This is a genomic window from Cyclobacterium sp. L-R (genome assembly GCF_056859355.1).
This window is the reverse complement of record NZ_JBSXOH010000073.1, coordinates 252,553-267,191: the sequence shown is the minus strand read 5'-3', so window position 1 is coordinate 267,191 and position 14,639 is coordinate 252,553. Positions and strand designations below refer to the sequence as shown.

The 14,639-nt window shown below is 38.5% G+C and carries 12 protein-coding genes; 8 read left to right on the top strand and 4 right to left on the bottom strand.

Features of this window, described 5'->3' with window-relative positions; all coding sequences use genetic code 11:
- Positions 1 to 46: 46 nt before the first annotated feature.
- Positions 47 to 715: a hypothetical protein gene (locus AC13EX_RS13310; protein WP_482893052.1), complete on the bottom strand. Its 669-nt coding sequence runs from the start codon at positions 713 to 715 to the stop codon at positions 47 to 49.
- Positions 712 to 1,917 carry an RsmB/NOP family class I SAM-dependent RNA methyltransferase gene (locus tag AC13EX_RS13305; RefSeq protein ID WP_482893051.1) on the bottom strand — a complete coding sequence of 402 codons (1,206 nt, stop codon included), beginning with the start codon at positions 1,915 to 1,917 and terminating at the stop codon, positions 712 to 714. Before AC13EX_RS13305 ends, AC13EX_RS13310 begins: the two co-directional genes overlap by 4 nt.
- Before the next feature lie 109 nt (positions 1,918 to 2,026).
- Between AC13EX_RS13305 and AC13EX_RS13300 the strand changes: the two genes are divergently transcribed.
- Genes AC13EX_RS13300 through prmC form a run of 3 tightly spaced genes read left to right on the top strand, consistent with a single transcriptional unit; the run spans position 2,027 to position 3,545 of the window.
- Positions 2,027 to 2,311, top strand: a complete 285-nt coding sequence (locus AC13EX_RS13300) for a hypothetical protein (RefSeq protein ID WP_048641411.1) — start codon at positions 2,027 to 2,029, stop codon at positions 2,309 to 2,311.
- Positions 2,311 to 2,688, top strand: a complete 378-nt coding sequence (locus AC13EX_RS13295; protein WP_482893050.1) for a magnesium citrate secondary transporter — start codon at positions 2,311 to 2,313, stop codon at positions 2,686 to 2,688. The genes AC13EX_RS13300 and AC13EX_RS13295 overlap by 1 nt, the downstream gene beginning before the upstream one ends.
- Positions 2,685 to 3,545 carry a peptide chain release factor N(5)-glutamine methyltransferase gene (gene prmC / locus AC13EX_RS13290; protein WP_482893049.1) on the top strand — a complete coding sequence of 287 codons (861 nt, stop codon included), beginning with the start codon at positions 2,685 to 2,687 and terminating at the stop codon, positions 3,543 to 3,545. Before AC13EX_RS13295 ends, prmC begins: the two co-directional genes overlap by 4 nt.
- Here the strand turns inward: prmC and AC13EX_RS13285 are convergent.
- A complete protein-coding gene (locus AC13EX_RS13285) occupies positions 3,519 to 4,127 on the bottom strand; it encodes a thiamine pyrophosphokinase (RefSeq protein ID WP_482893048.1) in 609 nt (202 codons plus the stop codon). The genes prmC and AC13EX_RS13285 overlap by 27 nt on opposite strands.
- Before the next feature lie 379 nt (positions 4,128 to 4,506).
- On the opposite strand from AC13EX_RS13285, the gene AC13EX_RS13280 reads away from it, so the two are divergent.
- From AC13EX_RS13280 to AC13EX_RS13270, 3 genes are read left to right on the top strand one after another with little or no spacing between them, the layout of a single operon-like run.
- Positions 4,507 to 5,019 (top strand): 3-hydroxyanthranilate 3,4-dioxygenase, encoded by a 513-nt coding sequence (locus tag AC13EX_RS13280; protein WP_482893047.1) that lies wholly within the window; start codon positions 4,507 to 4,509, stop codon positions 5,017 to 5,019.
- Positions 5,020 to 5,078: 59 nt separating this feature from the next.
- On the top strand, positions 5,079 to 6,359 hold the full coding sequence (kynU, locus tag AC13EX_RS13275) for a kynureninase (protein ID WP_482893046.1): 1,281 nt from the start codon (positions 5,079 to 5,081) through the stop codon (positions 6,357 to 6,359).
- Between the two features lie 27 nt (positions 6,360 to 6,386).
- Positions 6,387 to 7,739 (top strand): FAD-dependent oxidoreductase, encoded by a 1,353-nt coding sequence (locus AC13EX_RS13270; RefSeq protein ID WP_048641417.1) that lies wholly within the window; start codon positions 6,387 to 6,389, stop codon positions 7,737 to 7,739.
- Positions 7,740 to 7,805: 66 nt separating this feature from the next.
- Here AC13EX_RS13270 and AC13EX_RS13265 read toward each other — a convergent pair whose 3' ends face one another.
- Entirely contained in the window at positions 7,806 to 8,765 is a 960-nt protein-coding gene (locus tag AC13EX_RS13265; protein WP_482893045.1) for a 1-aminocyclopropane-1-carboxylate deaminase/D-cysteine desulfhydrase, read from the bottom strand.
- A gap of 16 nt (positions 8,766 to 8,781) precedes the next feature.
- Between AC13EX_RS13265 and AC13EX_RS13260 the strand changes: the two genes are divergently transcribed.
- Together AC13EX_RS13260 and AC13EX_RS13255 are read left to right on the top strand one after the other, a co-directional pair.
- Positions 8,782 to 9,816, top strand: coding sequence for an RluA family pseudouridine synthase (locus AC13EX_RS13260; RefSeq protein WP_482893044.1), 1,035 nt, complete (start codon positions 8,782 to 8,784; stop codon positions 9,814 to 9,816).
- 486 nt (positions 9,817 to 10,302) lie between these two features.
- On the top strand, positions 10,303 to 14,628 hold the full coding sequence (locus AC13EX_RS13255; protein WP_482893043.1) for a hypothetical protein: 4,326 nt from the start codon (positions 10,303 to 10,305) through the stop codon (positions 14,626 to 14,628).
- Positions 14,629 to 14,639: the final 11 nt, after the last annotated feature.

Below are 14,639 nucleotides of genomic sequence, written 5' to 3'. Positions count from 1 at the left end.
AATAATTAAAAATGTTTCCTCTAAAAGAAATAATCTTTGGAGCCCTCTATAATTCTATGGCTAATATTTTCGTTGACAATGCCTTACTTATGGCTAGCATTCCTTGATCATTTGGATGGGAAGCCACCGCATTATCTTCAAATTGGCCTATAGCCATATTCGCCGGATTTCTACCGAAAGCAGAAATATCAACGAACTCCCAATGGTTTTGACTTGCAACATGGCGCAACTGTTCATTAACATTAGGGCTTGGCCAAAAAGTAGTGGCAATTATAAATTTAGTGTTTGTCGTACCAAGGTAAAAAGCAAAATCTTGAATGGACTCAGCTAGATTCCAATTCGAAAGCTCCGCATCTATATTGTTTTCCCCTAACCTTATAATAATTACATCCGCCACAAACTCCCTAAGGTGACTGTATTGTTCAAAATCAATCGTTTCAAATTGCCTTTCAAAGGGATACACATTCTCCCTTATCATTTCCAAATCTGGAAAATAACTTTGAAGATTGTCCTTCAACAAGGAAAAATAATCCTGATCAGCTTCACTAGCAGCCATCCCCCAGTTGCCGTTCCTCCCGATTGAAGGGTCTGGCGGATGGATGGTTATACTATTACCAATAACCAATATTTTATTGATGGAAATTGATCTGTCCTTCTCCTCCTTACAGGACAATAAAACTATAGCTAAACCTATGCCTAGAACCAATGGTCTCATGCCATTTCTGCGAAATTTTTCTTTCTGATTTTCGCAATATAAAAACCATCAAATCCACTTTCATGAGAAAGCACCTGGGTCTCTTCTATCAACTCAAAATTTTGTCCATTCTCACTTGCAAGGAAAGCCTCCACCTGCTTGTTATTTTCTGATGGGAGAATACTGCATGTTGCATAAACCATGATCCCTCCTGGCTTAAGCATAGAAGGGTATTGAGACAAGATCTCTTTTTGAAGCACTTGCACCTTGCCAATGGATTCTTCACTTAGTTTCCATTTTGTATCAGGATTTCTTTTCAAAACCCCTAAACCAGAACAAGGAACGTCTAAAAGCAACCTGTCTGCGCTTTCATGGAGACGTTTGATTGTTTTGTTACTTTCTATAGGTTTTATTTCCAAGATAGAAATTCCTGCCCTTCTGGCCCTTAGTTTGGCATTTTGCAACTTCCAACCTTCGGTGTCCATTGCCAATATTCTACCTTTATTTTCCATCAATGCAGCTAAGTGCAAAGCTTTACCACCAGCACCAGCACAAGCATCAATTACCCGCATTCCTGGCTCAACTTCCAAAGCAGCAGCTACCATCTGTGAAGATGCATCCTGGACTTCAAATAACCCCTCTTTAAAAAGTGGCGTCCTAAAAACATTTTTACGTTTTAACAACACCAATGCATCGGGATATTCCCTAGGAATATATGCCTTGACGTCCAGTTCTTCCAGTTTAACTTTCAGATCAGTCCTGGCAGTTTTCAATGTATTCGCACGCAAAACCACCTGGGCTTGCTCATTGAGACTGTTTATTTCTTCATCCCACTTATCTCCCAACTGAGAAGAACCCATTTCCTCCATCCAGTCAGGAATAGATTGTAAAATGGCCCTTTCGGAAATTTTACTTCTATAGTGCCTTATTTTCTCACCATTAATACCTTTAAATTCTCTCCAGTCAGGCAAAGTCCTGTCTTGTAAAACCCAATAAGTACCAAACCATTGGTAATAATCATTCGAAGGACTCAGTTTTTCTATCAACCTTTTCCAGCGAACAATCTCATAGACACTTTCAGCAATAAATGCCCTGTCCCTTGCACCCCACTTAGGGTTTGATCTTAAAACTTTCTCGATTACTTTATCAGCATAGCGATTATTGTCAAATATTTCCTCCAATGCTTTGACAACTGCATTGACTGTATTTGGAAAGAGCTTCATATAGGCATTTTTAATTAAGCTACAAATATAGAGAAATATGTACGGGGAATATTACTATGAGCTATAAGACCTGTTGGCTTAGATTGTAAATTTTGGTATTTTTGCCAACATGGGAGAAAAAAAATGCCCAAATTGTGGCAAATGGTCCGAGTGGAATCAAAATTTAAGCGATACTTGTGAGCATTGTGGTGAAATTCTGGCGAAAACCGACCTGGCTTTTGAAGAAAAAAGGGCTGCTCAAAAAAAAATCAACGAAGAACAATGGGTCTTCTTCATTAAGGAGGATGACAGCGATTTTGTAAAAAAATCAAAAAAGGTGGGCAATTTCTTCTATAGCCTCTACATCACCATAATCACAATTATCGCCTGGTTAATCGCAGCTTTGCCCGGGTAATGTCAATAATCCGAAATCCCTATTTCTGGGCCCCATGTATACTGTTCTGGGCCAACCAATACCTCGAAAAGATTCAAGGCCTGTTTTTGCCATTTTTACACAGCTATCTGGATGATCTATTGGCAATTCCTGTAGTCCTTGGCATTACCTTACAGGTTTTTAGATGGATATATGCAAAGAACAAACAAATGGTTTTTTGTAGAAAACAAGTTATCATAGGCCTGCTGTATTTTGGTTTTTTATTTGAAGGCCTTTTGCCTGCATGGTCTTCCACTTATGTCCGCGATCCTTTTGACTTGGTCTGCTATGGTATTGGGGCCATCTATTTTTGGTTTTTTATTAATGACAGAGGGAGAGAGAAATTAGTAACCCAATGAATTTACGAACACTTTACAAGCATTACGTCAGTGAATTGACCTCCATTTACCCTGACTCAGAAGCAAAAACCTTGGTCATGTGGATTTTTGAATCTCATTTATCTGTGAGTAGAAAAGATATACTGAACAATAGCCCTATCGGCATTATCCCTGAGTCATTAGAAAAAGCGTTTACCAGATTGATCGCAGGAGAACCCATACAATATGTTTTAGGTGAAGCTCCATTCTATGGAAGATTCTTTCATGTGGCTCCCGGAGTATTGATTCCCCGAAATGAAACAGAAGAATTGGTACAACTCATCGTACAAAAACACAAGGGAAAGGTAAAAATTCTTGACCTTGGTACCGGATCGGGCTGTATAGCCATTACCCTTGCTCTGGAATGTGCCAAGGCTGAAGTTACGGCCATTGACATAAGTGGTGACGCGCTTGCGATTGCAAAGCATAACGCGGAGACCTTAAATGCAAAGCTTAATTTCGTGAAAAAAGACATTCTCCAAGCTGATTTGCAACTGGGAACATTTGACCTTATTGTAAGTAATCCACCGTATGTTTTGGAAAGGGAACGCTCTCTGATGCAGAAAAATGTTTTGGAACATGAGCCACAGTTGGCTTTGTTTGTGCCAGATAGTGACCCCTTAAGGTTTTATAAAGCCATTGCTAAACATGCCCGAGAAAACTTGAAGTCCAATGGTTACCTGTATTTTGAAATCAACGAAGCCTTTGGAGCAGAAGTGGTCGAACAAATGAAATTAGAAGGCTTTTCAGACATACAAATTTACCAAGACATCAATGGCAAGGACAGGATCGTTTATGGTAAAAAAACGGAATTAGACAAAAGTACCAAGCCAGAATAACTCATTGCTACTGAAGGTTTGCAAGCCTTCTTCAACTTCTAAAAAGGTGGCATAGGTGATAGGAAAAACATCAGCACCTGAACTAGATTGGTGTTCTACAAACTGCCCTTCTCTTCCATGCACCTGAATGGAACAGTTTGGCAACCATTTCTTAATTTTACCATTTTTTGCCGGAAAGTACCTGATCCCACTATTAAAAAACACAATGTCCATTTCAAGCATATAAGGATTAAGTTGCTCTGAATCTAAAGGGTCAAAGGAAAGAATATTTACAGCTTTGTGATTTTTTAGTAGAAGGTATTTCAAGCCTGCGGTTAAAAATGACTCCTTTTCCACTGTAATATAAAATATAGGGTATTGTTCTTCAAGCAAAATGGCATTGTCATCCTGAAACTCCTTATCAGCAATTATCCCATCAATTTTGATTCCTAGGGACATTATTTTATGCACATTTTGTTGGGTTACCAATACCAAAGGCACCCACTCCAGTAAAGAAGGAAGTAAGTCTGTAGCTGCAATTTCATCAGTCAATACAAGAAGTGCGGGTTCTTGTTGGTCTTTTACAAAATGGTGGGATGACATAAAGCTTGAGAAATAATGATTATTGATTCCTTTTGATAAAATTAAAAGGTTCTTAGTTAAAAAAGCATATTTAAACCCGAAATATGCAATAGACATTCTATTACATAATCCGGGTTAAAACATAATTTATTCCTTGGCATGCATAAGGGGAGCAAGTTATGGAATACGGATTTAATAATTATGGTCTAAAAGAATTATATCAAAATCATGCTTAAAAACCGTATTTGAAGTCATTTTCACCTATTTTTCAATGCTCTGGCCTTTATAGTTAAATAATAGCATTTTTTTTATAATTTTGGACTTCTGCCCTTTGTTTGTCTTTCACCCGGATAAAAGTATCAACAGACAAAGAGGCTGTATCATTAACTTAATTCAGACTATGGCCATTTCTCAACCAATCAACTTCACCAAATGGATCGATGATCACCGTCATTTATTAAAGCCGCCAATAGGGAACAAGCAAATGTACCTTAAGAATGATGATTTTATTGTCATGGTGGTAGGTGGACCAAATTCTAGAAAAGACTACCACTACAATGAAGGTGAAGAGTTTTTCTATCAGGTAGAAGGCGACATTACGCTGAAGATAGTGGAAGATGGTGAAATGAAAGACATTTCAATTAAAGAGGGAGAAGTTTTCTTACTGCCTCCTAAGGTACCACATAGTCCAAGAAGACCTGCGGATACCATAGGGCTAGTGATAGAAAGGTATAGAAAACCTGGAGAAAAGGATGGTTTCTTGTGGTTTTGTGAAAATTGTGACCATAAACTCTATGAGGAATACGCCACCATTACTGATATAGTCAATCAACTTCCGCCAATCATGGATAGATTCTGGGCCAACCCTGAAAATACCAAATGTAAAAAGTGCGGAACAGTGATGCATAAATAAACTTACTACCTTCATCTGAATTTAGAATCATCAGGTGCACTCACTCTATCCATTCCCCTATGGACAATATTGAATTTAGCTTGACCCCTGAATTTGCACATAAAATGGATCAGGATGATCCATTGCGCGATTTTAGAAACAAGTTTTATATTCCAGAAAAAAATGGCAAACAAGTCATCTATTTTTGTGGAAACTCCCTTGGTTTACAGCCCCGCTCAGTAAGTGATTATCTGTCGAAAGACTTAGAAAAATGGGCGAAAAAGGGAGTAGATGGACATTTTGAAGGAGATGTCCCCTGGATAGATGCTAGAAAACCATCCAAAGCCCAATTGGCCAACTTGCTCGGAGCAAGTGAGTTGGAAGTCGTGGCCATGAACAGTCTCAGTGTAAACCTACACTTGCTGATGGTATCCTTTTATAGGCCTAAAGGCAAAAAATACAAAATTCTAACTGAGGCTGGTGCTTTCCCTTCTGACCAGTACATCTTAGAATCTCAGGTCAAATACCATGGTTTCTCTCCAGACAAGGCCATCATTGAAGCGAAACCAAGACCTAATGAACATGTACTCCGTACGGAAGATATTCTGGAGCTAATTCGCAGTCACAAAGATGATCTGGCCTTAATCATGTTCTCTGGAGTACAATATTATACTGGCCAGCTATTCGACATGAATGCGATAAGCAAGGAAGCCAAAGCAAATAACATAATAGTCGGTTTTGATCTTGCCCATGCCGTAGGCAATATACCTCTACAATTGCATGATTGGGGAGTAGATTTTGCCACTTGGTGCAGCTACAAATACCTCAATTCTGGACCTGGAAACGTTTCAGGGATATTTGTCCACCAGAAACACAGTAACGATAATCAGTTACCCAGATTCGCCGGATGGTGGGGACATAACGAAGAAGAACGTTTCAAAATGGAAAAAGGATTCAAACATATGCAGGGTGCAGATGGTTGGTTAGTAAGTAATGACAATGTATTGGGATTAGCAGCCCATCAAGCCTCTCTGGATCTGTTTGCTAAGGCAGGAATAGAGAATTTAAGAAGAAAAAGTCAACTATTGACTTCATACCTGGAATTTGCAATTCGTGAAACGATAAGCGATACAAATTCGTTAGAAATTATAACTCCCTTAAAACCAACAGATAGAGGGTGCCAACTCTCTTTATTGATCCAACATAAAGGAAAGCGTGTTTTTGATTTCTGGATTGAAAAGGATGTGGTAGCCGATTGGAGAAATCCAAATGTAATTAGGTTGGCACCAACACCCATGTACAATAGTTTTCAGGATGTTTATGAATTTAGTCAAATTCTCAAAAACTCCCTGAACGATTGAACCCTAAGTATTAAACCTATTTAAATAATGAAAGAGAAAATAGACCTATTGGGTGCGGGACTCATTGGATCCCTGCTCGCGATATACCTCAAAAAAAGAGGATTGGATGTAGACATTTACGAAAAACGCCAGGACTGGCGAAAAATAAAAAAGTATGGAGAAGGCCGGTCCATCAACATGGCCTTAAGTTACAGGGGATGGAAAGCCCTCGAAAAAGCTGGCATTAAAGACAAAGTAATGCCTTATACTTTACCTATGTCCGGAAGAAGAATCCATGATGAACATGGTAGTACTTATTTCCAACCTTATGGTAAGGAAAATCAAGCCATCTATTCCATAAGTCGAAACGCATTCAATGCAATTCTTCTGGACGAAGCAGAAGCATTGGGGGCAAATATTTACTTTAACCACAAGGTGGAGAGGGTTAATGTTTCTAAAAGAGAAGTGGAATTCTGTCTGGAAAATGGAGAAGAGAAGCACATGGTCTCCGATATATTGATAGGTTCTGACGGCTCATTTTCTGCCCTTAGAAATGCCTTTCAAAGCCAACTGAGATTTAATTTTTACCAAAAATTCATTTCTCATGGTTACAAAGAACTCCATATTCCTCCAACACCTTCTGGGGAGTTTGCCTTAGATCCTAAAGCCCTTCATATCTGGCCAAGAGGAAAATTCATGCTCATTGCTTTGCCAAATCTGGACAAGTCTTTTACCTGTACCTTGTTTTTGCCTTTCGAGGGTTACAAAGTAAGTTTTGAGAACATCTATGATGACCAGGATGTGGTCCAAATCTTCAAAACTTACTTCAATGATGCTTTTGACCTGATGCCAAACTTACTGGCTGATTTCAAAAACAACCCTACCTCTGCACTTATCAATACTGAGTGCTACCCTTGGACAGAAAACAATGCATTACTAATAGGTGATGCAGCTCATGCGATGGTTCCGTTTTACGGGCAAGGAATGAACTGTGGTTTTGAAGACTGTTATATCCTCGATAATTTAATAGAGAAATATGGTACCTCTTCCTGGGATTTAGTATTTGAAAAATTTCAGAAACAAAGGAAACCAGACACAGATGCCATCTGCCAACTGGCCATGGATAATTTTGTGGAGATGAGTGACGATATAGCAGATCCCAAATTTTTGATAAGAAAAAAAATAGAGGCCAAGCTTCACCAATTGTATCCTAATGAATGGCAGCCTTTATACAGTATGGTTACCTTTTCAGACATGCGCTATTCTGAAGCCTACGCCATAGGTAAGCTTCAAGAAAAAATCATGGACGATGTAATGAAGGATCCCAATGTTACAAAAAATTGGAACAACCTGGACTATGAAGCTATTTTAGCCAAAGTCGAAACATCAGGAGCTGTTTAACCCGAAATGTGCAATAGCGCTTTCATAAAGTGATATAGTCACTACGAAACCTATTGCACATTTGCCTTATAGCTTTATGCCAAGTCTTTGTGCAAAGCCACGGACACCCTGCAATCCACCTGTGTGTATAGCCAGTATTTTACTGCCATTGGGAAAGTAGTCTTTCTGAATCAAGTCAAAGAGGCCAAACATCATCTTTCCCGTGTAAACAGGATCAAGTGGTAGATTTGAATTTTGCTTCAGTTCTTTTATAAACTGTATCAATTCGGGCTTGTGTTTGGCATATCCACCAAAGTGGTAGGCAGTTTGAATGTCGTAGGTGCATTTGGGGTCGATTTTATGCTTTTGAAGCAAATCATCAATTTCAGAATTGATAAACTGCCCTTTCAAGGCAGAAAAGCCTATCAGCTTTTGACTCGGTAAAGCACTTGCCAAAAGCCCGGCAAAGGTTCCGCCTGTACCTATTGGAGCGGTGACATAGTCCATACTTAAATCCTGATCGTTAAGGATTTCTTTGGTTCCTTTAATAGCAAGGGCATTGGTTCCGCCTTCAGGAATTAGATAAAAATCTCCAAACCTGAGCCTTAAGCGCTCAAGTAGGGTAGGACTGTCTTTTTCTCTGTATTCGGATCTACTCATAGGATGTAGAGCCATCCCCTGATTTTGAGCATCCGTTAAGGTTGGATTAAGAGGTGCAATGAGCTCTCCTCTGATCATACCTATTGAATTCAACCCATTGCTTGTGGCCGCATTTGCTGTCGCATGAATATGATTGGAATAGGCTCCACCAAAGGTTAAAACCTTATCATGGCCGAGTTCTTTCGCAGCCTGAAGATTATAATGTAGTTTGTAAAATTTATTACCTTGAACCACTGGATGAAGAAGATCCAGCCTTTTTACTGTGACTTCTATTTGTCTTTCAGTAAATAAAGGACACAAGATCTTTTGATAGATAGCTGGTTTTTTAAGGGCCAAAATAAAATAATTCAATGATTTAAGGTCAAAACTCTTATAGTTTTTGATCAAATCCTAATTTTGTACCATGACAGAGATCACAAATGAAGAATTACCTGAGGAGGACAGCTTTTTTGACCACCACGAACTGAGTGTTGATCCCGGGCAAAGACCCATTAGGATTGATAAATTCATCACTGACAAGCTGGCTTATGCCACCAGAAACAAGGTTCAACAAAGCATTGTTTCAGGAATCGTAAAAGTCAACGGGGAAGTAGTGAAGGCCAATTACAAGACCAAAGCTGGTGATGTGATTACTTTTGCTATGGAAAAAAGCCGCAAAGAGACGGATGTTATAGCCGAGGAAATTCCGTTGGATATTAGGTATGAGGATGACCATCTGATGGTAGTGTACAAACCTGCAGGGATGGTGGTGCATCCGGCACATGGAAACTGGACAGGTACACTTGTCAATGCACTGGCTTTTTATTTTAACAACTTACCGGAGCTTCCTGGAAATTCAGGTCGGCCAGGTTTGGTACATCGAATTGATAAGGACACAAGTGGCCTATTGGTTATTGCCAAATCTGAAAAAGCAATGAGCCATCTAGCCAAACAATTTTTCGACCACTCCATCGCCAGAACATATGTTGCCTTGGTTTGGGGAGAACCTGAAGAAGATGAAGGAACCATAGACGTACCCATAGGCCGAGGTATAAAAGACAGAAAAGTAATGCAAGCCTATCCTGATGGTGAAGCAGGTAAATCAGCAATTACCCACTGGAAAGTAATCAAAAGGCTTCGTTATGTCACCTTGTTGAGCTGCGTACTTGAGACCGGTAGAACGCATCAGATTAGAGCGCATATGAAATACATTGGCCACCCACTATTTAACGATGCAGTTTATGGCGGAGACCAAATCAGAAAAGGCACACAATACTCAAAGTACAAAGCCTACATTCAAAATTGTTTTCAAATATTACCGAGACAAGCACTTCATGCAAAATCTCTTGGTTTCATACATCCAATTACCGAGGAAGAAATATATTTTGAAGCAGAAATGCCACAGGATATGTTAAGTGTTATTGAGAAGTGGGAAAATTACGTAAAGTTCGAAAAATAGCGATTATTGAATTTCTAATCACTCTAATAATTCAGGATACTAAATTTCCATATTTATTTTAAACAGCACCCATTTTTATCATTATTATAAAATTTTAATATTTTTAATGAAAATATTTTCTTAACCTCGATGTTTTATTACATTTGTTACATCAATATAAAATTTTGTTGTCCACTTTGGATTCAATCTTTATTTGATAACGTTCTAAAACACTGTAGGGTGTTGAAATTGGCAGACATGCCCTCCTGTCTCGGGGGTGAGGAATCCGGTTTATCCGGCGTATTGGACAAAGCACACATCGAGCTCAATGTGTTGCCTAACAACCTCGTGGAGGTTCGAATCCTTCCCCTACAGCATCGATACTAAAGCCGATGAATATACGTTAATATATATTCATCGGCTTTTTCATTTTCCGACGTTCAAATTTTTCTTTTCCCATTCTTTCTTAAGTAATATCCCCTTTATTTTGTATTCTTGAACTGAAAAATGAGTGGAGAACAAATAGATATCAAAAAATCTGGAAAAAAGAGAAAACGATTTCTTAAAATTTTTTCAGTTCTTACCCTGGTAATCGTTTCAATTCAACTAATGCTTTTTTTTGGAGCCGATTGGCTCTTTAGAGAATATATAAAACAGCAAGTTGAAAAGGTTTCCAAGGGCAAATACCTGGTAGAGTTTGAAAGGGTCTACCTTTCGCTGTTTCAGCGTGGCATTTTTGTTGAAAATTTCCAACTTCTTCCAGTCAATCCTGCCATTTTCGATGCCGAAAAAATCCCCTATTATAAAATCTCAGTTGATCAACTAGATATTTTAGGACTAAATTTCAATCGTGATGAAGGTGTATTATCCGCTCAGGAACTAAGATTAACAGCCCCAATAGTACAGTCAAAACAACGTATTGGGCTTGTTGAAAATGAAAAAAACAGCCCTTTAAAACAGCTTGAAATTGAAATAAAAAAATCACTGAATGGTTCTTTAAAAGAAATTATAATCGATGATTTTTACATCGATCAAGCCAACCTATTGATCGAAAATTTTATTAGCCAAAAATCCATTTCGGCTGCCAATACCAATTTGTATCTCAAAAACATTCACTTAAAAGGAGATGATAAAGCAGACATCCCTTTTGGAATTGAAGGTTTTCGTCTGGACTTTGATGATTTTGAGGTTTTGCTAGCAGATAGTATTCACAAAGTCACCGCCAAAACCGTGGCTGTTTCCTCTTTGGAAAAACAAATTCTAGCCAATAAGGTAAAAGTCTCTCCAAACTTGGAAAAAACTGCCGATGTATATTATGAAATTCTCCTTGAAAAGCTTGCCCTTGCTGACGCAGACATCATGGAAATGTTTCAGACATCGAAAGTAGCTATAGGTGATTTAGCTCTTGATGCCCCTCACTTCACCCTTTACACGGATAGAAATGCCATGGACGAGGAAGTTAGAGACACTGACTTGTATGGCTTGGTTAAGGATTTACTGGAATCAATTACCATCAAATCCCTTACCATAGGAAATGGACAGTTTTTACAGAGGGGAGTTTTAAACCCAAATAAAAACAGGATAGAAGCTGATGACATCCAATTCTCTATGGAAGATGTTTATCTGGGGTCAGACGAGGAGTTGAAAAAAGACAATTTTTTATATGCCAAAAATGCCACTTTAAAAATTGACAGAGCAAGAATTGCTTTGGCAGATGAAATACATTGGGTATCAGGACACAAAATATACCTTTCTACCTTTGATGATAGGGTAAAAATCAATGAAATAGAACTCAAACCTGAGGTAAATGAGGATAGTCTTTCAAATGCCTCATTGTTTGAAATAAAAGTACCCTTATTGGAATTCGCAAATGCCAATTTGAGAAAAGTATACAATGAAAACATCATTGATATTGGTGAATTATTGATCAATTCTCCCGATGTAGTGATCAAGGATATTTTAGGGAACTCTTCTGAAACAGACAAACCAACACAAATGACCGATTTGCAGGAGCTTACCAAAGGTTTCTTCAAAGCCGTATATGTTCAAAAACTTGAAGTAGAGAGTGGAAGCCTGGTTTTGGACAATCACCTTAGGATCAGACAAGACAGCTTAGCATTTGGTAAGATAAATTTTCTTTTAGAAAATTTTCAGTTGGACGATAAGCACATGTCAGACACCTCAGCGAGAATTTTTCTTGCGGACAACCTTAGGCTTGAAATCGACGATTATGCACTTAAGTTATCGGATAACTTACACCTGTTTGTTGCCGATAAAATCCTTATTGATACCAAAAAGAATTTATTGCATGTTGATGGGTTTAAATTAAAACCATTCTCTCCAGAGGCAGTACTACCTTTATTGGATAAATATGGCAGGACCACCGTTTTGGATATTGAAATCCCCGAATTTTCTGCCACAGGAGTAGACATTAATCAAGCCTATTTCCAGGAAAAGCTATATATCAATCACATTGATATACCAAGTCCAATAATTCATTGGACCAAGTACATTACAAAGGACAAACGAAAACAAGAAAAATTAGAGCGGGGTGACATACTCGAACTAGTAACCAATTATTTCAAAGTAATCAGTGTAGATTCTCTAAGCACCGACAATGGTACTTTCAACTATGAAAATTTTGCCAACGAGCGCTTTAGGTCCTTTGCCGAAAATGACATTTCTATTAAGATCAGGAACTTTTACCTGGATGAAAATATAGATCCCTCAGCCAACCGCACTTTTTTTTCAGACGAAGTGGATGTTAACCTAAACAATTACCTGTTCAATATTGCCAATGGCAAATACAGTATAGTTGCAGGAAGAATAGGTTTCAACTCTGCCAAAGAAGAAATCAACACCTTCAATGTAAAACTAATGCCGAATAAGGACTTGAAAGCAAAGGTCAGTATTGAGGCCAGTTTTCCCGACCTGAGTTTTAGTGGTGTTGATCTTGAGGCTTTTCTATTTGATAACACCCTTGCACTTACGAAGCTAAGGTTTTCTGATGCTGAGGTCAATTTATCAATAAACAGAAATTTCAATAAGGGCAAAGTGGAACCTGGTTCTGTCAAAAAGAAAAGCCGAAACCTACCAAAAACAATTGATGTCATAAAGATTGACTCCATATTGGCTACCAATGGCTCTTTCAATGTGGCCAACTACCAGGAAGGAAATGACCTCGAACTTATTAATACTGGAATAAACATTGCAATCGCTGATTTCCTTCTAGATTCCACTATGCTATCTCAAGGAGACATAGCGAGTTTTTTCTCTACCATGGCCTTGGAGGTAGATGATTTTTCACTGGCTTTAAAAGACAGTATTCATACCGTTACCTTTTCTAAAATTGAGCTGGACTCAAGAGAAGAGGAAATATTAATTGAGAATGTCAACGTGGTACCTAAGGATTTACCTGAAAACCTGAAAGGCCCTATAATTAACGCCCATATTCCAAAGGTCACGATTAACACCCGTTCCCTTACTAGTTTTCAAAAGACCGGAATTTTGGATGTTTCTCTGTTACAGCTCACAGACCCTGAAGTCAGCCTGTACCTCAACAAGGAAGAGCCTGCCATAATATTGCCCCCTAAAGAAGAAAAAGAAATAACCAGAAAAATACTGGAAAGTATATTGATCAGAAACTTTAAACTCAAAGGAGGAAGTTTTGCATTAAAAGACAAGACTGACACCACAAAGCAAAGGGCGTTCAACAATCTCCGCTTAATACTAAGTGAGCTCAATTTTGACTTTACTCAAAAACAGACTTTTAGTTCTGATTTCTTCTTTAATGAAGATTTTCGGTTTGAATTTAAAGATTATGTTTTAAATCTGCCGGACAGCCTAAACCAGGTAAGAATTGGTAAATTAATGGTGTCCACTGACAAACTCGTGTTAGACAATGTCCACTTTTTACCTAGAGTAGGAAGGTTTTCCTATGCCAGGATAAAAGGAAAACAAACGGATGCCATGGAATTGCACGTTCCCCGAATAGTTATTGAAGGGCTTGATCTGAAAAAATTCATCGCTGAAGAAAAGCTAGAGGCTGTCACCATGAGGCTTGAAAGGCCAAAATTGGAGGTCTTTAGAGACAAACGGATAGAAGAAGACACCACGGTAATCAAAATGATGCCTCAACAACTGATGGAGTTGTCTTCACAGGTGATCGAGATGGACACCCTGATTATTGAAGACGGCTTGTTGAGGTACAGGGAATTTCCTATAAAAGGAATGGTGCCGGGTAGAATCACTTTTGATCAGTTCAATGCGAAAATGTACCCATTTAGGTTAGGGGAATTTGGGGAAAATAGGGGTAGCCCTAAAGTTGAAGCCACTTTTAGATTAAACCAATCAGCAGCCCTGAAGGCTTCATTAACCATGAGTTTTATAGACCCTTACCCAATAGCCGTAGATGCAAGTGTTGGACCTTTCGAACTTTCTGCCATTAACTCAATTTTAGCCACAAATGCATTTGTGACCGTAAAAAGAGGGTCGATTAAAGAAGGGAATTGGCATTTAGTTGCAGATAAGAACCACGCCATTGGTGAGATGGTTTTAAAATACAACAACTTAAAAGTTCAACTTCTTGACGAAAGGACCTTACAGGGAGCGGGAGGAAGAAAAGGAATTTTAACCTTCGTAATAAATGCCTTGGCATTACGTAAAAACAATCCCCGCCCACTTTTCAATAGACTAGTACCTTCTACTATTTATGTAGAAAGAGTACCCCATAAGTTTGTCTTCAACTATATGTGGAAGGCCACCTTCTCAGGTTTAATGGGTAGTTCAGGCCTAATGCAACCCAAAATCCCCAAAAAAGAGGAGGAAGAATAGAAGAAAAATTT